Source organism: Corallococcus carmarthensis (assembly GCF_003611695.1).
Classification (GTDB): Bacteria; Myxococcota; Myxococcia; order Myxococcales; family Myxococcaceae; genus Corallococcus; species Corallococcus carmarthensis.
In genome coordinates this window covers 1-17,395 of the sequence record NZ_RAWE01000215.1, presented here as the reverse complement: position 1 = coordinate 17,395, position 17,395 = coordinate 1, and the positions used below count along the sequence as shown (strand labels likewise).

The 17,395-nt window shown below is 67.9% G+C and carries 15 protein-coding genes and 2 tRNA genes; 15 read left to right on the top strand and 2 right to left on the bottom strand.

Features of this window, described 5'->3' with window-relative positions; translation table 11 throughout:
- The coding region (gene bet, locus D7X32_RS36215; protein ID WP_120607096.1) for a phage recombination protein Bet at nt 1-712 on the bottom strand (712 nt) is incomplete at its 3' end.
- 333 nt (nt 713-1,045) lie between these two features.
- On the opposite strand from bet, the gene D7X32_RS36210 reads away from it, so the two are divergent.
- From D7X32_RS36210 to D7X32_RS36140, 15 genes are all read left to right on the top strand, one after another.
- A tRNA-Lys gene (locus D7X32_RS36210) sits at nt 1,046-1,118 on the top strand.
- A 132-nt stretch (nt 1,119-1,250) separates the two neighbouring features.
- A tRNA-Leu gene (locus tag D7X32_RS36205) sits at nt 1,251-1,332 on the top strand.
- Between the two features lie 103 nt (nt 1,333-1,435).
- A complete protein-coding gene (gene tig / locus D7X32_RS36200; protein ID WP_120607100.1) occupies nt 1,436-2,713 on the top strand; it encodes a trigger factor in 1,278 nt (425 codons plus the stop codon).
- 47 nt (nt 2,714-2,760) lie between these two features.
- Nucleotides 2,761-3,381 carry an ATP-dependent Clp endopeptidase proteolytic subunit ClpP gene (clpP, locus tag D7X32_RS36195; protein ID WP_120607095.1) on the top strand — a complete coding sequence of 207 codons (621 nt, stop codon included), beginning with the start codon at nt 2,761-2,763 and terminating at the stop codon, nt 3,379-3,381.
- Between the two features lie 232 nt (nt 3,382-3,613).
- Complete coding sequence (gene clpX, locus D7X32_RS36190; RefSeq protein WP_014394869.1) at nt 3,614-4,897, top strand: ATP-dependent Clp protease ATP-binding subunit ClpX; 1,284 nt, start codon at nt 3,614-3,616, stop codon at nt 4,895-4,897.
- 179 nt (nt 4,898-5,076) lie between these two features.
- Nucleotides 5,077-7,272, top strand: a complete 2,196-nt coding sequence (locus tag D7X32_RS36185; RefSeq protein WP_244239376.1) for a prolyl oligopeptidase family serine peptidase — start codon at nt 5,077-5,079, stop codon at nt 7,270-7,272.
- A 194-nt stretch (nt 7,273-7,466) separates the two neighbouring features.
- Entirely contained in the window at nt 7,467-9,923 is a 2,457-nt protein-coding gene (gene lon, locus D7X32_RS36180; RefSeq protein ID WP_120607094.1) for an endopeptidase La, read from the top strand.
- A 177-nt stretch (nt 9,924-10,100) separates the two neighbouring features.
- Nucleotides 10,101-11,762 carry a peptide ABC transporter substrate-binding protein gene (locus tag D7X32_RS36175; RefSeq protein WP_120607098.1) on the top strand — a complete coding sequence of 554 codons (1,662 nt, stop codon included), beginning with the start codon at nt 10,101-10,103 and terminating at the stop codon, nt 11,760-11,762.
- Between the two features lie 3 nt (nt 11,763-11,765).
- Nucleotides 11,766-12,650 (top strand): ABC transporter permease subunit, encoded by an 885-nt coding sequence (locus D7X32_RS36170; protein ID WP_120607093.1) that lies wholly within the window; start codon nt 11,766-11,768, stop codon nt 12,648-12,650.
- A complete protein-coding gene (locus D7X32_RS36165) occupies nt 12,647-13,459 on the top strand; it encodes an ABC transporter permease subunit (RefSeq protein WP_120607092.1) in 813 nt (270 codons plus the stop codon). Before D7X32_RS36170 ends, D7X32_RS36165 begins: the two co-directional genes overlap by 4 nt.
- 65 nt (nt 13,460-13,524) lie before the next feature.
- Nucleotides 13,525-13,974: a response regulator gene (locus tag D7X32_RS36160; protein ID WP_120527433.1), complete on the top strand. Its 450-nt coding sequence runs from the start codon at nt 13,525-13,527 to the stop codon at nt 13,972-13,974.
- Between the two features lie 60 nt (nt 13,975-14,034).
- A complete protein-coding gene (locus D7X32_RS36155; RefSeq protein ID WP_120607097.1) occupies nt 14,035-14,580 on the top strand; it encodes a YqgE/AlgH family protein in 546 nt (181 codons plus the stop codon).
- Nucleotides 14,580-14,837: a BolA family protein gene (locus D7X32_RS36150; protein WP_120607091.1), complete on the top strand. Its 258-nt coding sequence runs from the start codon at nt 14,580-14,582 to the stop codon at nt 14,835-14,837. The genes D7X32_RS36155 and D7X32_RS36150 overlap by 1 nt, the downstream gene beginning before the upstream one ends.
- 17 nt (nt 14,838-14,854) lie before the next feature.
- Nucleotides 14,855-15,172 carry a Grx4 family monothiol glutaredoxin gene (gene grxD, locus D7X32_RS36145; protein WP_120607090.1) on the top strand — a complete coding sequence of 106 codons (318 nt, stop codon included), beginning with the start codon at nt 14,855-14,857 and terminating at the stop codon, nt 15,170-15,172.
- Nucleotides 15,173-15,261: 89 nt separating this feature from the next.
- On the top strand, nt 15,262-16,647 hold the full coding sequence (locus D7X32_RS36140) for a DUF2914 domain-containing protein (RefSeq protein WP_120607089.1): 1,386 nt from the start codon (nt 15,262-15,264) through the stop codon (nt 16,645-16,647).
- On the opposite strand, the gene D7X32_RS36135 is transcribed toward D7X32_RS36140, so the two are convergent.
- Nucleotides 16,628-17,368, bottom strand: coding sequence for a 16S rRNA (uracil(1498)-N(3))-methyltransferase (locus D7X32_RS36135; RefSeq protein ID WP_120607088.1), 741 nt, complete (start codon nt 17,366-17,368; stop codon nt 16,628-16,630). The genes D7X32_RS36140 and D7X32_RS36135 overlap by 20 nt on opposite strands.
- Nucleotides 17,369-17,395 lie beyond the last annotated feature (27 nt).

Below are 17,395 nucleotides of genomic sequence, written 5' to 3'. Positions count from 1 at the left end.
GGGTGGGGAAGGACGCCTTCATCGGGCCGGGCTTGGAGCCCAGCACCTCGTACGCGCCGGACGCGGTGGCCGGTTCGTCGTGCGACGCATGGGCGTCGTACTCCTCCGCCGGCATCTCCTCGCGCACGTACAGTCCGCCGAAGGCCTCCGGATACGCCTTGCGCAGCGCCGCCACGCGCGCGCACTTCTCGATCATCGTCGTGGGAATCTTGGCCCACAGGGGCGTCTGCTGGACGTAGCCGGAGAAGTCCAGCCACACCACGACGGGCAGCTTCCCCTCGCGCACCACGCGCGACCAGGCACCCACCAGGGCGCCCTTGCGCTTGGCCGGGTTGAAGCGGTGCACCACCTCGCCCTTGCCCTGGTCCACGACGATTTCGTCCTCGGCGAACACCGCGCTCGCCTGGATGCCCTTGAAGTCCGGGAAGCGCTCCGCCCGGGCGAGCATCCCAGCCTCCGAGGGCTGGAACTCGTACTTCGTCACCCAGTTGGGCCGCTCACGGTTGCCCACGTTCTGCCGGCGCGCCACGCAGAACGCTTCCTTGAGGAGCGGATCCAACCCGCTGCGCTTGCACTGCTCGATGAAGAGGGCGAACTCGTCCTCGCTGATGCCCCGGGGGCAGATGGTCCGCTTCACCAGGTCCACGCGCTCCCGGTTCCAGGCCGCGCCCTGCGGCGACGTCGTTCCTTCCGCCTTCACATTCGCATCCATCACTGTGTCTCCAGCACCGCTCGAAAAGGCGGACGACCCTCGCCCGCCCACATGGTTGCCCGGGAACACGGCGCACGGCCGGTGAGGCAGGGGCCTGGACGGACCCTGCTACAGGCCTGCAGCGCGAACCGGGGCGTGGATCAACATGCGAGCCGGGAGGACCCTTCGCATCGCTTCCGGGAGCCGGGGATGGCCGGCCGCACGCCGGGCATCCGGTTCCAACGCGGAGAATGGAAGGGGGTGTGCAAAAACGTTTTGACAGGGCGGGCGGCGCCCGGTATTCACCGCGCCACCTCGGACGTCGCGCAGCCAAACGCGGCCGAAAGTAAAGCCGGGAGCGTAGCTCAATTGGCAGAGCAATGGACTCTTAATCCATAGGTTGTGGGTTCGATTCCCTCCGCTCTCACTCGCAGGGCCCCTTCTGGAAACGGAAGGGGCCCTGTGTCTTTTCCGGCACTCCGTGGCGCTGGCGCCAGGCCGGGAAAGCCCCTGTCGTCCACGGACGTTTCGGGGTAGGACGGCGGTCGCGCGACGCGTCGGGCGGGTGGCGAAACTGGTAGACGCGCCAGACTTAGGATCTGGTACCGCAAGGTGTGAGGGTTCGAGTCCCTCCTCGCCCATTTCGCGTTGACCCGTTCGTGCCTATCCCCTAAAGCCGCACGTCCCACTTTCCGGTTGCCGCCCCGGGACGTACAGCCCGTGGAGGCGGCGAGCGAGGCCCGCATGAAGGTCCAGGTCGAAGAGCTCTCTCCCATCGAGAAGAAGCTCTCCATCGAGGTCGACAACGCACGCGTTGCTGAGGAGCTCAACCGCGCGTACGCCGCGCTCAGCGGCCAGGTGCGCCTGCCCGGCTTCCGCCAGGGCAAGGTCCCCCGCCGCATCCTCGAGCAGAAGTACCGCGAGCAGGTGGAGGACGACGTCATCCAGCGCGTCGTCCAGAAGGCCTACCTGGACGCCGTGCGCGAGCACAAGGTGGAGGCCGTTGCCTCTCCCCAGGTGACCAACTCCGGCCTCAAGCCCGGCGCCCCCTTCAGCTTCGAGGCGCGCGTGGAGGTGAAGCCGCGCGTGGAGGCCAAGGACTTCGAGGGCCTGTCTCTCACGAAGACCGACACCGCCGTCGCCGACGACGCGGTGAACCAGCAGATTGAACAGATGCGCCAGAACCTGGGCCGCATCGAGCCCGTCACCGACCGCGACGTCGCGGCGCAGGGTGATCAGGCCACCATCGACTTCGAGGCGAAGGTGGACGGCAATGCGTTCCCCGGCAGCAAGGCGGACGGCATTGGCGTGCGCGTGCAGGACGGCGACCTCATCCAGGGCAACATCCCGCAGCTGGCGGGCGTGAAGGTCGGCGAGTCCAAGGACGTCGAGTACACCTTCTCCCAGGACTACCAGGCCGAAGAGGTCCGCGGGAAGACGGCCGTCTTCCACATCACCGTCAAGGAGCTGAAGAAGCCGGTGGTGCCGGAGCTCAACGACGACTTCGCCAAGGAGACGGGCGTCGCGCAGACGGTGGACGAGCTGCGCGCCAAGGTCCGCTCGGACCTGGAGAAGGCCAAGAAGAACCAGGCCACCGTGGACGAGCGCGACGCGCTCATCAAGGCCGTGCTGGAGAAGAACCCGTTCGACGTGCCCCGCGCCATGGTGGAGCGCGCCATCGACTCCATGATGGAGGGCGCCTTCCGCCAGATGCAGCGTCAGGGCATCGACCCGCGCCAGCTGGGCCTGGACTTCAACCGCCTGCGCGACGAGATGCGGGAGAAGGCCACCCTGGAGGTGAAGGGCACGCTCTTGTTCGAGGCCATCGCCCAGCAGCAGAACATCCAGGCGTCCGACGAGGACGTGGAGAAGCGCATCGAAGACCTCGCCATCGAGGCCAACCAGCCGGTCGCCCAGGTGAAGAAGTACTTCAAGGGCCCGGACGAGCGCCTTGGGTTGTCTCTGCGACTTCGCGAGGAAAAGACGATTGAATTCCTCAAGGGCCGGGCGAAGTATTCTTGAGGCTTTTCCTTCAAGGTTCCTGAGTCCCTCCTAGAGGTCCATCCGACATGCCCTTCATGCCCGTCCCCTACGTCATCGAGCAGACCCACCGGGGTGAGCGCTCGTACGACATCTACAGCCGGCTCCTGAAGGACCGCATCGTCATGCTGGGAACGGAGATCGACGATGACGTGGCCAACGCCATCGTCGCCCAGCTCCTGTTCCTGGAGTCGGAAGACCCGGACAAGGACATCAACCTCTACATCAACTCGCCCGGCGGGTCGGTGACGGCGGGCCTCGCCATCTACGACACGATGCAGTACGTCAAGGCGCCCGTCTCCACCATCTGCGTGGGGCAGGCGGCCTCCATGGGCGCCGTGCTGCTGCTCGCCGGCGCGAAGGGCAAGCGCTACTCGCTGCCCTCCAGCCGCATCATGATCCACCAGCCGCTGGGCGGCGCGCGTGGCCAGGCGACGGACATCGAAATCCAGGCCCGTGAAATCCTTCGCATGAAGGCCAAGCTCAACGAGCTCATCGTCAAGCACACCGGCCAGACGATCGAGCGCGTGGAGAAGGACACGGACCGCGACTACTTCATGGGCGCCACGGAGGCGAAGGCGTACGGCATCATCGACGCCATTCAGGACCCCCGGAAGGTCGTGGGCGTGAAGCCGGAAGAAAAGAAGTAGACACACCGACATCCGAACGGACCGGGGCGTCAAGCACCCGGTCGGCGGCCGGGGGTGCTGGGAATCTTCTCCCGCGCCTCCGGCCTTCTGCTTTCTCCCGTCACCGGTATTTTCCCCTTGTTAAGTACCCGGAAGGTGCGTGGACGTTCCGGATGGGGGCTGACTAGATTGACGGAAGCAGGGGACCGGACGCGAAGCGGGTTGGGGCCTTTCAGGCGCAGCGAGGGATTTCATGGCGGGTAAGAACGTGGAGAAGCGAGACAACCAGACCCTCTGCTGCTCCTTCTGCGGCAAGTCGCAGAAGGAGGTGAAGAAGCTCATCGCGGGCCCGACGGTCTACATCTGCGACGAGTGCATCGGGCTGTGCAACGACATCATCGCGGAGGAGATTGACCGCGAGGAGACCAAGGACACCAAGCTGCGCATCCCCCGGCCCTCTGAAATCAAGGCCGTGCTGGACGAGTACGTGGTGGGCCAGGAGCGGGCGAAGAAGACGCTGTCGGTGGCGGTGCACAACCACTACAAGCGCATCGAGTCCAAGGTCGCCATGGACGACGTGGAGCTGCAGAAGAGCAACATCCTTCTGCTCGGCCCCACGGGCTCCGGCAAGACGCTGCTCGCGCAGACCCTGGCGCGCATCCTCAACGTCCCCTTCACCATCGCGGACGCCACGTGCCTCACGGAGGCCGGCTACGTCGGTGAGGACGTGGAGAACATCATCGTCAACCTGCTGCAGGCCGCGGATCACGACATCGAGCGCGCGCAGCGGGGCATCGTCTACATCGACGAAATCGACAAGATCGCCCGCAAGTCGGAGAACCCCTCCATCACCCGCGACGTGAGCGGCGAGGGCGTGCAGCAGGCGCTTTTGAAGATCATCGAAGGCACGGTGGCCAACGTTCCGCCCAAGGGTGGCCGCAAGCACCCCCAGCAGGAGTTCCTGCAGGTGGACACCACCAACATCCTCTTCATCTGCGGCGGCGCGTTCGGCGGCCTGGAGCAGGTGATTGAACGGCGCCTGGGCGGGCGCAGCCTGGGCTTTGGCGCGGAGATTCAATCGCGCAAGCAGCGCAACCTGAGCGAGCTGCTCAAGCACGTGGAGCCGGAGGACCTGCTCAAGTTCGGCATGATTCCGGAGTTCATCGGCCGTCTGCCCATCATCACCGCGCTGGAGGAGCTGGACGAAGGCGCGCTGGTGAACATCCTGGGCGAGCCCAAGAACGCGCTCACCAAGCAGTACCGCAAGCTCTTCGAACTGGACGGCGTGTCGCTGAAGTTCACCGACGGGGCGCTCAAGGCCATCGCGTCGGAGGCCATCCGCCGCAAGGCGGGCGCTCGCGGCCTGCGCTCCATCCTGGAGACGGCCATGCTGGACGTGATGTACGAAATCCCGTCCCGCAAGACGGCCCGCGAGGTGCTCATCTCCGAGGAGGTCATCCTCAAGAAGAGCGAGCCCGTCGTCCTGCACTCGCAGGACAACAAGGAAACGCCAGAGCCGAAGAAGGAATCGGCCTGAGCGAAGACATCTCCGAGGGGCTCGCAAGGGCCTGAAGGGGATGACGGGGCGCGTCACGGTCTTGACCGGGGCGCGCCCTGCGTCTTTCCAGGGTCTCCAGGCGGGGGAACGGCTCGCACTTTTTCCGGGCCGGGGGCGGGGGCTTCTTGTATCTGCTGTCCCCCATGAGAAAGCTCCTCATGCCTGCCCTGCTGTCGCTCGTGGCCTGCATCTCCGCGAAGGAGGCCACGCGTGAAGAAGTTCCCGCCGCCGCGTCCCAGGCGACGCCGGGCGGCAGCGCTCCGGCCCAGGAGGGCCCCTCCCGCATGGCGTACCCGGCGACCCGTTCCGACGCGGTGGTGGACTCGCTGCACGGAGAGCAGGTGGCGGATCCGTACCGCTGGCTGGAGGACGAGAAGGCCCCCGAGGTCCAGGCCTGGATGAAGGTGCAGGACGGCTTCACCCGCGACGCGCTGGCGAAGATGCCGAACCGCGACGCGCTGACGAAGCGCTTCACGGAGCTGTTCTACGTGGACTCGGTGACGGCGCCCTTCCGCCGGGGCAACCGCTTCTTCTACATGCGCACCCACAAGGACAAGGAGAAGGCCATCGTCTACTGGAAGGACGGCGAGTCCGGACAGGAGAAGGTGCTGCTGGATCCGAACGCCATGAGCAAGGACGCCCCGGTGTCCCTGGGCCGGTGGGTGCCGTCGTGGGACGGCAAGCGCGTGGCCTTCCCGGTGCGGCCCAACGCCGCGGACGAAGCCACCCTGCACGTCATCGACGTGGACACCGGTGAGTGGTCCAAGGTGGACGTGATCGAGGGCGCGAAGTACGCCAACACGAACTGGACCCCGGACGGCAAGGGCTTCTATTACGAGTGGCTGCCCACGGACCCCTCCATCCCGGTGGACGCGCGCCCGGGCTACACCACGCTCAAGTTCCACAAGCTGGGCCAGGACCCGAAGAACGACGTGGTGGTGCACGAGCGCACGGGCGACCCGACCACCTTCCTCCAGGGCGACCTGTCGCGCGACGGCAAGTACCTCTTCGCCTCCATCCTGCGCGGCTGGAGCGAGAACGACGTCTACTGGAAGCACCCGGCGGAGAAGGACTGGCGGCTGCTCGTGAAGGGCAAGGGCGCCAAGTACAACGTCCTCACCTGGAAGGACCGCTTCTACGTCGTCACCGACGAGGGCGCCCCGCGCCAGCGCGTCTTCGCCGTGGACCCGAAGAAGCCCGAGCGCGCGAACTGGAAGGAGCTGGTGCCGGAGGACCCCAAGGCGGCGCTGGAGAGCGTGTCGCTGGTGGGCGGCCACCTGGCGCTGGAGTACCTCAAGGACGCGACCACGGAGCTGCGCATCACCACGCTGGAGGGCAAGCCGGTGCGCACCGTGCAGCTGCCGGGCGTGGGCGCCGCCAGCAACCTGATGGGCCTGGAGGACCAGGACGACGCCTACTTCTCCTACAGCTCCTTCACCACGCCCCGGCAGGTGTACCGGACGTCCGTGAAGAGCGGGAAGGTGGACCTGTGGGCGAAGGTGGAAGTGCCCATGGACCCGGACGCGTATACGACGGAGCAGGTCTTCTACCCGTCGAAGGACGGCACGAAGGTGCCCATGTTCCTCGTCTACAAGAAGGGCCTGAAGAAGGACGGCACCGCGCCCACGCTGCTGTACGGGTACGGCGGCTTCTTCGTCAGCATGCAGCCCTCCTTCCGCGCGAGCATCCTGCCGTGGCTGGACGCGGGCGGCATCTACGCGGTGGCCAACCTGCGCGGCGGCGGTGAGTACGGCACCGCGTGGCACGAGGCGGGCAAGGGCGCGAACAAGCAGAACGTCTTCGACGACTTCGCGGGCGCGGCCGAGTACCTGGCCAAGGAGAAGTACACCCAGGCGAAGAAGCTGGCCATCTACGGCGGCAGCAACGGCGGCCTGCTGGTGGGCGCGGCGATGACGCAGCGTCCTGAGCTGTACGGCGCGGTGGTGTGCGGCGTGCCGCTCCTGGACATGGTGCGCTTCCACCTGTTCGGCAGCGGCCGGACGTGGGTGCCGGAGTACGGGTCGGCGGCGGACGCCGGGCAGTTCAAGACCCTGTACGCCTATTCGCCCTACCACCACGTGCGGCAGGACGTGCGGTACCCGGCCCTCCTGATGATGAGCTCCGACCACGACGACCGCGTGGACCCCATGCACGCGCGCAAGTTCGTGGCGGCGGTGCAGAACGCGAAGGGCAATCCGGCGCCCACGCTGCTACGCATTGAGGCGAACGCCGGCCATGGAGGGGCGGACCAGGTGGCCAAGGCCATTGAATCCAGCGTGGACATGTACGCCTTCCTCTTCCAGGCCCTGGGGGTCGCACGGCCGGACGCCGGGGTGGCGGCCGAGAGCCGCTAGAATCGGGCCAGGACACACTTCTGCGTCCCGGTGTTCCCTTGAAGGCAGGGTGCAGGCCCCCAATCTTGTGACGGGAACGGGGCCTGCGACCGGCGTGTTATAGAGCGGTGTTTCACCCTGCATGCGCGCTTGGGCGCCATGTGGGCAACTCTTGAAGGGCCTGCCCGTCTGGCAGGCCAGCGGGTGGCGGATACATGTTCTTCGGACGTGACGACAAGAAGGAAGCCCAGAAGCGGGGACTCACCATCCCGCTCTTGCCCCTTCGGGACATCATCGTGTTCCCGCACATGGTGGTTCCGCTGTTCGTCGGCCGGGAGAAGTCCATCGCGGCCCTGAAGGACGCGATGGCCCACAAGGGGCCGGATGACAAGGCGGTCATCCTGCTGGCCGCCCAGAAGAAGGCCAAGACGAACGACCCCTCGCCCGACGACATCTTCCACTTCGGCACCATCGGCCACCTCATCCAGCTCCTCCCGCTGCCCGACGGCACGATGAAGGTCCTGGTGGAGGGCGTGCGCCGCGCCAAGGTGAAGAAGTTCCACCCCAATGACGCCTTCTTCATGGTCGAGGTGGACGAAGTCGAGGAGCAGCTGGAGAAGAGCGTGGAGCTGGAGGCGCTGGTGCGCTCCGTCCACTCCGTCTTCGAAGCCTTCGTGAAGCTCAACAAGCGCATCCCGCCTGAGATGCTGATGCAGGTCGCCAGCATCGACGACCCGGCGCGCCTGGCGGACACCATCGTCGCGCACCTGTCGCTGAAGCTGAACGACAAGCAGGCGCTGCTCGAGACGGAGTCTCCCGCGAAGCGGCTGGAGAAGCTCTACGAGCTGATGCAGGGCGAGATCGAGATCCTCCAGGTGGAGAAGAAGATCCGCACGCGCGTCAAGAAGCAGATGGAGAAGACCCAGAAGGAGTACTACCTGAATGAGCAGATGCAGGCCATTCAGAAGGAACTGGGTGAGCGCGACGAGTTCAAGAACGAGATCCAGGAGATTGAAGAGAAGCTGAAGAACAAGCGGATGAGCAAGGAGGCCACGCTCAAGGTCAAGAAGGAGCTGAAGAAGCTCCGGATGATGAGCCCGATGAGCGCCGAGGCCACGGTCGTCCGCAACTACATCGACTGGATCATCAGCCTGCCTTGGTACGACGAGACCCAGGACCGGCTGGACGTCACCGAAGCGGAGCGGGTGCTCAACGAGGACCACTACGGCTTGAAGAAGCCGAAGGAGCGCATCCTCGAGTACCTGGCCGTGCAGCAGCTGGTGAAGAAGTTGAAGGGCCCCGTGCTGTGCTTCGTCGGGCCCCCGGGCGTGGGCAAGACGTCGCTGGCGCGCAGCATCGCGCGGGCCACGGGCCGCAAGTTCGTGCGCCTGTCCCTGGGCGGCGTGCGTGACGAGGCGGAGATCCGCGGCCACCGCCGCACGTACATCGGCGCGATGCCGGGCAAGCTCATCCAGTCCCTGAAGAAGGCGGGCAGCAACAACCCCGTGTTCCTCCTGGACGAGATCGACAAGATGTCCACGGACTTCCGTGGCGACCCGAGCGCGGCGCTGCTGGAGGTGCTGGACCCGGAGCAGAACCACAACTTCAACGACCACTACCTGGACCTCGACTACGACCTGTCCAAGGTGATGTTCATCTGCACCGCGAACACGATGCACAACATCCCCGGTCCGCTGCAGGACCGCATGGAGGTGATTCGCATCGCGGGGTACACCGAGCCGGAGAAGCTCTCCATCGCGCGGCGCTACCTGATTCCGAAGGAGCAGGAGGCCAACGGCCTCGCGGACCTGAAGATCGACATCACCAACGACGCGCTGAAGACCATCGTGCACCGGTACACGCGCGAGTCGGGTGTGCGTTCGCTGGAGCGTGAGATTGGCGGCGTGTTCCGGAAGATCGCCCGCGACGTGCTGAAGAACGGCAAGCGGGACCTCATCGAGGTGGACCGCAAGCAGGCGATGAAGTTCCTGGGCACGCCCCGCTTCCGCTACGGCGTGGCGGAGCGCGAGGACCAGGTGGGCATCGTCACGGGCCTCGCGTGGACGGAGCTGGGCGGTGAGATCCTCACCACGGAAGCCACGTCCATGCCGGGCAAGGGCAAGCTCATCATCACCGGCAAGCTGGGTGAGGTGATGCAGGAGTCCGCTCAGGCGGCCATGTCCTACGTGCGCAGCCGCGCGGAGCGCTTCGGCATCGACCGCAAGGTGTTCGAGAACTACGACATCCACGTCCACCTGCCGGAGGGCGCGATTCCCAAGGACGGTCCGTCCGCGGGTGTCACCATGGCCACGGCGCTGGTGAGCGCGCTCACGCGCGTGCCGGTCCGCAGGGACGTGGCGATGACGGGTGAAATCACGCTGCGCGGCCGCGTGCTGCCCATCGGCGGTCTGAAGGAGAAGACGCTGGCGGCGCACCGCGCGGGCATCAAGACGGTCCTCATCCCGAAGGCGAACAAGAAGGACCTGAAGGACATCCCGCTGAAGATCCGCAAGGCGCTGCGCATCGTCCCGGTGGAGTTCGTGGATGACGTGCTGCGTGAGGCGCTGCTGCTGGACAAGCCGGAGGAGTTCGGCCGCAAGGGCGCCGGGGACAACCTGAAGATGGGGCTGACCGTGCCGGATGCGGTGTCCACGCCTTCCGCGCCGGCCTGATGAAGCCTTGAGTCCCGGGCCCCTTTGACGGGGCCTGTGATGTGGTGACGAAGCCAGGATGCCGGCCGACCAGGAGTCGCCGGTCTCCTGGCTTCTCTCTTTTCCGGAGCAGGTCGGGGTACAACGCGGGCGGTGGCTCCCCGCGCGCGAATCCTGTCCTACTCCCTGGTGCTGGTGATGGCCGCGGCCTGCGGGCCGTGCGGCTTCCAGCCCGAACCGGGCGTGAAGGTGGTGGTGCCGGCGATGCCCACCACGCTCGACTGGAGCCATTCGGATCCGATGAGCTGGGTGAACTACCCGGTGATGCTGGCCACGCAGAAGGGGCTCACCACGTTGGGGGCGGACCACTCGGTCCAGCCGGGCCTGGCGGAGCGGTGGGAGCGTGAGTCGGACGCGGCCGGGCACGAGGTCTACACCTTCCACCTGCGCCCGGATGTGACGTGGTCGGACGGCTCGCCCGTCACGGCGCGCGACTTCGTTTTTGGTTGGCACCGGGCGCTGCTGGGCCGCGAGCGCGGCGAGATGGCGGACCTGGAGGGCGCAGAAGCGGTGCTCGCGCTGCTGGAGCGTGGGGCGCCGGAGGCGGAGGTGAAGGCCGCGCTTTCTTCCGTGGGCGTGGCGGCGGTGGATGCGCGGACGTTGCGGGTGACGCTGGCGCGGCCTCGCAGCTACTTCCTGGCGCGGCTCGCGAACGTGTACCTGTTCTTTCCCGCGCCTTCGGCGGACCTGGAGGGGAAGTCGGACGAGGCGGTGCGCGACTACTTCGACCGGCCTCGCGACGGGCGTCCGCTGGCGGTGGGGCCGTATCGCGTGGAGCGGTGGGACCGCGCGGGGGAGCGGGTGCGGCTGGTCTACAACCCTCGCAGCGCGTTCCTGCCTCCGTTGGGACCGGGGGAGACGCCGGCGCCGGTGCTGACGCTGATGAAGTCGGAGATCGGTCCCGCGCTGTATGAGCGGGGCCGCGTGGACTTCGTCTTCGTGGACAGCGCGGCGGCGCTGCGCGGGATGCGGGCCGCGGACCTGAAGCGGGAGCCGCTGTTGTCCACGTACTTCCTGGGCTTCAACACGGAGCGCCCGCCGTTGGACCGGCCGGAGGTGCGCCGGGCGCTGGCTCGGGCGTTGGACCGGGAGGCGCTGCTCGCGGGGCTGTTGCCGGCCGCTCGTGCGACGAACGTGCTGCTGCCTCCGGAGCTGCCCGACGCGGCGACGCCGGAGCAGGCGGCGCGGTTGCCTCGCTATGAGCCGGAGCGGGCGAAGGCGGAGCTGGCGGGGGCGAAGGGGCTGGACCGGCCGCTGCGGCTGGTGGTGAAGGCGGGGGATTCGTTCGTGCCGGAGGAGGCGCTGGCGGAGCGCATCGCGGCGCAGCTCGCGAAGGTGGGCGTGCAGGTGGTGGTGGATTCGCGCTCGGACTTCTCCGCGCAGGTGGCGCGCAGGACGCCGCAGGGGCCGCGTGCGTATGACCTGCAACTGCGGCGGCTGGGCGCGGACTACGCGCACCCGAACACGTTCTTCACGCTGTTCGAACGGCAGGGCAACCATCAGACGGGATGGGAGACGCAGGCCGGTGGCGAGCCGATGCGCCGCTTCGAGCAGTTGCTGGAGGATGCGGACGGCGACCCGGATCCGGTGCACGCGCGCGAGCTGTACGCGAAGGCCCAGGAGGTGCTGGTGGGGGAGGAGGCCGTCATCGCGCCGCTGTACCACCCGGACCGCTACTTCCGGGCGCGGGCGCGGTTGCACGGCCTGGATGTGGATCCGTTCAACTTCCTCGCGCTGCGGGCATTGCGGCTGGGGGCGGATGGGACGCCCACTGCCCACGCGGAAGGGCAGGAGCCCTAGCGCATGCGCCTCATCGCGACGCGCCTCGTGCGGCAGCTCGTGCTCGTGCCGGTGGTGGCGGTGGCCTCGTACTTCCTCATGGCCGCGCTGCCGCTCACCACGGAGAGCGACACCAAGCGGCAGGTGTCTCCGGAGCTGGCGGCTTCGTACCAGCGCGACCTGGGCATCGGTGAACCGCTCGGGTTCCTGCGGCCCTGGCAGAAGCTCTTCGCCGGGGAACGCCTGGGCACCAGCGCTCAGGGCATCACCGGGGATGAGCTTCTCCAGAAGCTCTCCGGCAGCGTGGGCGTGGGCCTCGTCGCGCTTCCCCTCGCTCTTTCTTGGGCCGTGGGCTTCGCGCTCCTGCGGACCCGTTGGCGGCGGGGACGCTGGGCCGTGATGGGTGACGTGCTCCCCGCCATCGCGTTCGGGACTCCGGTGTTCATCCCCGCGCTGCTCCTGGCCCCGGCCGTGGTGGAGCGCGGACACCTGCTGCCGGAGCTTTGCGCGGCGGTCGTCATCGCCATCTGGCCGGGGACCTTCCTGGGCACGCTCGTGGGCGATGCCCTGGAGACCGAGCTGTCCCGCGACTACGTGCGCACCGCGCTCAGCAAGGGCCTGGACCCGGGCACCGTGCTCCGACGCCACGTCCTCCCCAATGTCTGGCCCGCGCTCCTGGATGCCCTGACGCCCGTCGCCACCGCGCTGCTCGCGGGCTCGTTCGCCGCGGAGCGCGTCTTCGGCCTGCCGTACTTCGGCCAGCTCTACGTGCTCGCCGTCCTCAACAAGCAGGTCGCCGTCGTCGTCGTGTCCACCACCACCTTCGCCACCGTGCTCGTCGTCGTGAGCCTCACCGTGGAGCTCTTGCGCATGCTCGTGGATCCACGCGCCCGGGAGGCCCGCGCTTGAACCGCGTCCCCTTGCGCGCCTGGGTGGGACTGGTCCTCCTCGTGGGCCTGGGCGTCTTGAGCCTCGTGGCCGGCCGCCTGTTCCCCGAGTCCCTCACGCACACCTGTCCGCTCGGCTGGGACCTGAACCGCCCGGACCGCAGCGTGTGCGAACTGGCGTTCGGCGGCCTGTGGGTGTCCCTGGCGGTGGGGCTCGCGGCCGGCGCGCTGTCCACCGTGCTGGGGCTGGCCGTCGCGGCACTCGCGCGGCTGTCCGGCGGGGTGACGGAGCAGGTGCTCCTTCGCGCCGTCGATGCCGTGTTCGCCCTGCCGGACGTGCTCGTGGTGATGGTGCTCCAGCTCGCCGGCCAGTCGCTCATGGACGCGGGCATGACGAGCGGCCTGGGCCCCTTTGGCTTGATGGTGACATCCCTGGCCCTGGTGGGCTGGGCCGGCCCCGCGCGCATGTTCCGCGACCGCCTGGCCACGCTGGAGGGCCAGGAGTACGTGGCCGCCGCGCGCGCCCTGGGCGGTGGGGGAGTGCACGTCCTTCGCGTGCACCTGTGGCCGCTCTTGCGCCCCTTCGTGCTGGCCGTGTTCTTGAGCCGCCTGCCGAGCGCCATCCTCACCGAGTCCACGGTGAGCTTCTTCGGCATCGCTCGCATGGAGCCCATGTCCCTGGGCCGTTACCTGGGGACGTCCTACGCCGCGCTCATCTACGAGGGCGGAGGCCGCGTGGTGATTCCTGCCTGGGGACTGCTCGTGCTGCTGGTGCTTGGCGCCTCGCTTGCCGCCCAGGCACTGGGGGGAGGTACCCGTCGCCAAGTGTGAGGAATGCCCCACATTGAGGTGAAGGTTTCACTCGAACGGAAACCCTTTGCCCTCAGGTGAACACCATGTCGCTCCCGACGGAAGAAATCCCCCTCTCGCCTGCCCGTGATGAGCGTCCCCGTGACGACGGTCTGCGCAAAGAGACCGTCAGGGGCTCGGTGCTGGTGGTGGAAGACGATGCCGCGCACCGCGAGCTGCTGGTGGAGATGGTGAGCGGCTGGGGCTACGACGCCATGCCCGTGGGCAGCGCGGAAGAGGCCGAGTTCGCCGTGCGCAACAAGCGCATGGACGCGGCCATCGTGGACGTGTTCCTGCCCGGCCGCAGCGGCACCACGCTCATGTCCAAGCTGCGTGAGAAGTTCCCGCAGGCCGTGCTCATCGGCGTGAGCGCCATGAGCGACGCGGCCACCGCCCGCAAGTGCAAGGGCCTGGGCGCGGACCTCTTCATCGGCAAGCCGTTGGATCCGGAGAAGCTGGCCAAGGCGCTGAAGTCCAAGCACCAGAGCTGGCACTGAGTCCAGCAGGGGAGCGGGTTCCGGTTGCACACCCCCGCCGGACGGCCGATGCTCCCTGGCGTGAAGAACCTCGCCTCCGGCTTCCTGCTGGCCATGCCCCAGCTTGGAGACCCGAACTTCTACCGGTCGGTCATCCTGATGATCGAACACGGGGAGACGGGCTCCATGGGGCTCGTCGTGAACCGGGGAGCGCCCCTGACGCTCGGTGAGCTGGCGCGCGGTCAGTCGATGGACATCTCGACGGACCGCGTGTCGCAGCCGGTGTTCGTGGGCGGCCCGGTGGAGCCCCAGCGGGGCTTCGTCCTGCATGACGACGCGTCCGTGCCGGAGAAGCACGCCGTCCTGCCCGGCCTCTACCTGAGCGTCACGCTGGACGCGCTGGGCCCCCTGCTGCAGCGGACGGAGCCGCGCGTGCGCTTCTGCCTGGGGTACGCGGGCTGGGGCCCCAAGCAGCTGGAGAATGAAATCGCCGCGGGCTCGTGGCTGTACGCCGACGCCACCGCGGACGCGGTGCTGGGACAGGACCCGGCGAAGTTGTGGGATGCCACCCTGCGTGGCCTGGGCGTGGACCCGGCCATGTTGGTGATGGGAAAGGGGATGAACTGATGCTCGACGCCGAGACGCTTCGCCGTTACCTCCTCGAGGCCCTGCCGGGCTCGGAGGTGGAGTTGAACGACACCACAGGGACGGGAGACCACTTCGAGGCGCGCGTGGTCTCTCCCGCCTTCACCGGCAAGTCGATGGTGGAGCAGCACCAGCTGGTGTACGCGCCGCTGCAGTCGTGGCTGAAGTCCGGCGAGCTGCACGCGCTGGCGCTCAAGACCTATTCGCCCGAGCAGTGGAAGAAGCTCGGGCCCCGCTGAAGAAGGAGCAACGATTCATGGATCCGACCCTCAAGGCCCAGTTCGACGACACGGTGAAGTCGCACCCCATCGTCCTCTTCATGAAGGGCAACGCCCTGTTCCCCCAGTGCGGCTTCTCCGCGCGCGCCCTCCAGCTGCTCCAGCCGCTGGGCCCGGTGCACACGGTGGACGTGCTGGCGGACCCCGCCGTGCGCCAGGGCATCAAGGACTACTCCAACTGGCCCACGATTCCGCAGGTCTACATCCACGGGAAGTTCGTGGGCGGGTCGGACATCCTGACGGAGCTGGCCGAGCGCGGCGAGCTGCAGGACCTGGTCGCCGCCGGCGGCAAGTAGGCGCCAGGAGGGGGAGGGCCGGGGGGAAGACCCGGGCCCCGTCCCCCGCGTAGACTGGGCGGCGGTCGCCAAGAGGGGTCTCCGCCGCCGTGCTTACCGTCACACCGCCTGATTCGAAGCCGCAGGACGCGTCCACCGAAGTGCCCGGAGTGCCGGTGGAGGGCGGTCCTCTTCCTCCCGGCGCGAACGTCGCGGTCGCCACGCCCGGCGCTGGCGTCGCGGATCCGGACGACCTCGTCAGCACGGAGAAGACGCCCACGCTGGTGGACCGCGTGCAGGCGTTCCGCGCGAAGTACGAGAAGCAGGAGATGGCCCTCTTCTTCTTCGCGGGCTTCCTCTACGACGTCCTCACGCTGAGCCCCATCGACGATGCGCTCACGGAGGTGCAGAACTTCGCCTACCTGGCCATCCTCGCGGGCCTGCTGGTGCTGGAGCAGCGCTACCCCGAAGGCGTGGAGCCGCCGAAGCTGCTGATGAAGGTGTGGCGCTTCCGCGAGGACGCGCTGCACTTCTTCCTGGGCAGCCTGCTGAGCGCGTTCACGCTGTTCCTCTTCAAGAGCTCATCGGGCTTCACGCCGCTGGTGTTCCTCGCGGGCATGTTCTCGCTGCTGGTGGCGAACGAGCTGCCGCGCTTCCGGCAGCTGGGGCCCGTCATCCGCGTGGCCCTCTTCAGCCTGTGCGTGACGCTGTACTTCGCGTCGCTGTTGCCGGTGCTGCTGGGGCGCGTGGGGTGGTGGATCTTCACGCTCTCCGTCGCGCTGGGGTGCGGGAGCATCTACGGGCTGTTGCGCGTGCTCAAGCGGTGGCGCCCGGACGAGTCGGTGCTGCTGCGCACGGTGGCGGTGCCCGGCTTCGGCGCGCAGGCGCTGCTGCTCGCGTGCTACTTCCTGGGCGTGATTCCGCCGGTGCCCCTGGCGGTGCAGTACAGCGGCATCTACCACGACGTGAATCGCGTCTCCTCGGGCGTGTATTACCTGAAGTCGAAGGTCCATCCCTGGTGGAAGGTCTGGACGGCGTTCCATCACGGCGACCAGGACTTCCTGATGCGGGACGGCGAGCAGCCCGTGTACTTCTTCCGCATCTTCGCGCCCAAGGGTTTCGAGAGCTACCGCGTGCGCGTGCGTTGGTACTACGACCATCCGCAGAAGGGCTGGACGGCGTTGGGCAAGGGTCACATGGCCCCGGTGAGCGCCAACGGCTCGGAGGGCGGCTTCCGCTACTTCGCCAAGCCGGGCACCACGCCCAAGCCTGGCGACTGGCGCGTTGTCGTGGAGACGGAGGACGGGCATGAGATCAACCGCCTGAACTTCACCGTCATCGAGGACAAGGACGCCGAGGAGCCTCCCGAGAAGGTGGACGTGTCCGTGTACAACATCGTCAAGCCGATCTCGTTCGAGGAGTTCAAGAAGAGCAATCCCTCGGCGCCGGATCCGCAGGGTGCGGCGGCGCCCGCGGCTACGGCGCCGGCGCCTTGAGCAGCGTCACCTGACCCAGGAGCACCGGCACCGCCGTCTCCACGCGCAGGATGCGGGGACCCAGGGAGAAGGGCTGGAAGCCGTGGGCTTCCAGCAGCTGCGCTTCGAAGGGCACCCAGCCGCCGTCCGGACCGATGGCGAGCACCACGCGTCTGGCGCTCGCGACACCGTGTGCCTGGAGGGGCTGGCTGGCCGGAGGGTGGGGGAGCAGGCGCAGGGCGTCCGTCCCGAAGACGGTGTCCAGCTCGTCCTCCACGAAGGGGCGGAAGCGCTCGCGGAGCAGCACCTCTGGCGCGCGCGTGTCGCGGGCCTGCTCCAGGCCCTGGTGGAGCAGCTCGCGGACGAAGGCTTCGTTGAGCACCTTGGAGTCGAAGTAGCTCTTCTCCACGCGGGCCGCGTTCACCAGCACCACGCGGTCCACGCCCAGGGACGCCACGGCGGGCAGCACCTTCTTGAGCGCCTTGGGGCGGGGGATGGCAAGCAACAGGTCCACACCCGCCCGAGGCGGCGGCGCGTCCGTGAGGGTGACGCGCAGGTGGAGCAGGCCGGGGGCGTTCTCCAGCACCTCGCTCGTGCCGGTGAGGCCGTCCAGGCGGCCCACGCGCAGGGACTCGCCGGGTTCGGCCTTGAGGACCTCGCGGGCGTGCTGGGCGCGGCGGCCGGTGAGCCGGGCGGTGCCGTCCGGCTGGAAGTCCTCGTCGAAGAGCAGGAGCAGGTTCACGGTAGGCCCCATGTATCCGTTCCCGGG

Bases quoted from the DNA above. Each gene is read 5' to 3' on its own strand.
- lon (WP_120607094.1), top strand. From the start codon at position 7,467: ATGTTCTTCGGACGTGACGACAAGAAGGAAGCCCAGAAGCGGGGACTC.
- D7X32_RS36185 (WP_244239376.1), top strand. From the start codon at position 5,077: ATGCCTGCCCTGCTGTCGCTCGTGGCCTGCATCTCCGCGAAGGAGGCC.
- grxD (WP_120607090.1), top strand. From the start codon at position 14,855: ATGGATCCGACCCTCAAGGCCCAGTTCGACGACACGGTGAAGTCGCAC.
- D7X32_RS36170 (WP_120607093.1), top strand. From the start codon at position 11,766: ATGCGCCTCATCGCGACGCGCCTCGTGCGGCAGCTCGTGCTCGTGCCG.
- D7X32_RS36150 (WP_120607091.1), top strand. From the start codon at position 14,580: ATGCTCGACGCCGAGACGCTTCGCCGTTACCTCCTCGAGGCCCTGCCG.
- clpX (WP_014394869.1), top strand. From the start codon at position 3,614: ATGGCGGGTAAGAACGTGGAGAAGCGAGACAACCAGACCCTCTGCTGC.
- tig (WP_120607100.1), top strand. From the start codon at position 1,436: ATGAAGGTCCAGGTCGAAGAGCTCTCTCCCATCGAGAAGAAGCTCTCC.
- clpP (WP_120607095.1), top strand. From the start codon at position 2,761: ATGCCCTTCATGCCCGTCCCCTACGTCATCGAGCAGACCCACCGGGGT.
- D7X32_RS36160 (WP_120527433.1), top strand. From the start codon at position 13,525: ATGTCGCTCCCGACGGAAGAAATCCCCCTCTCGCCTGCCCGTGATGAG.
- D7X32_RS36175 (WP_120607098.1), top strand. From the start codon at position 10,101: ATGGCCGCGGCCTGCGGGCCGTGCGGCTTCCAGCCCGAACCGGGCGTG.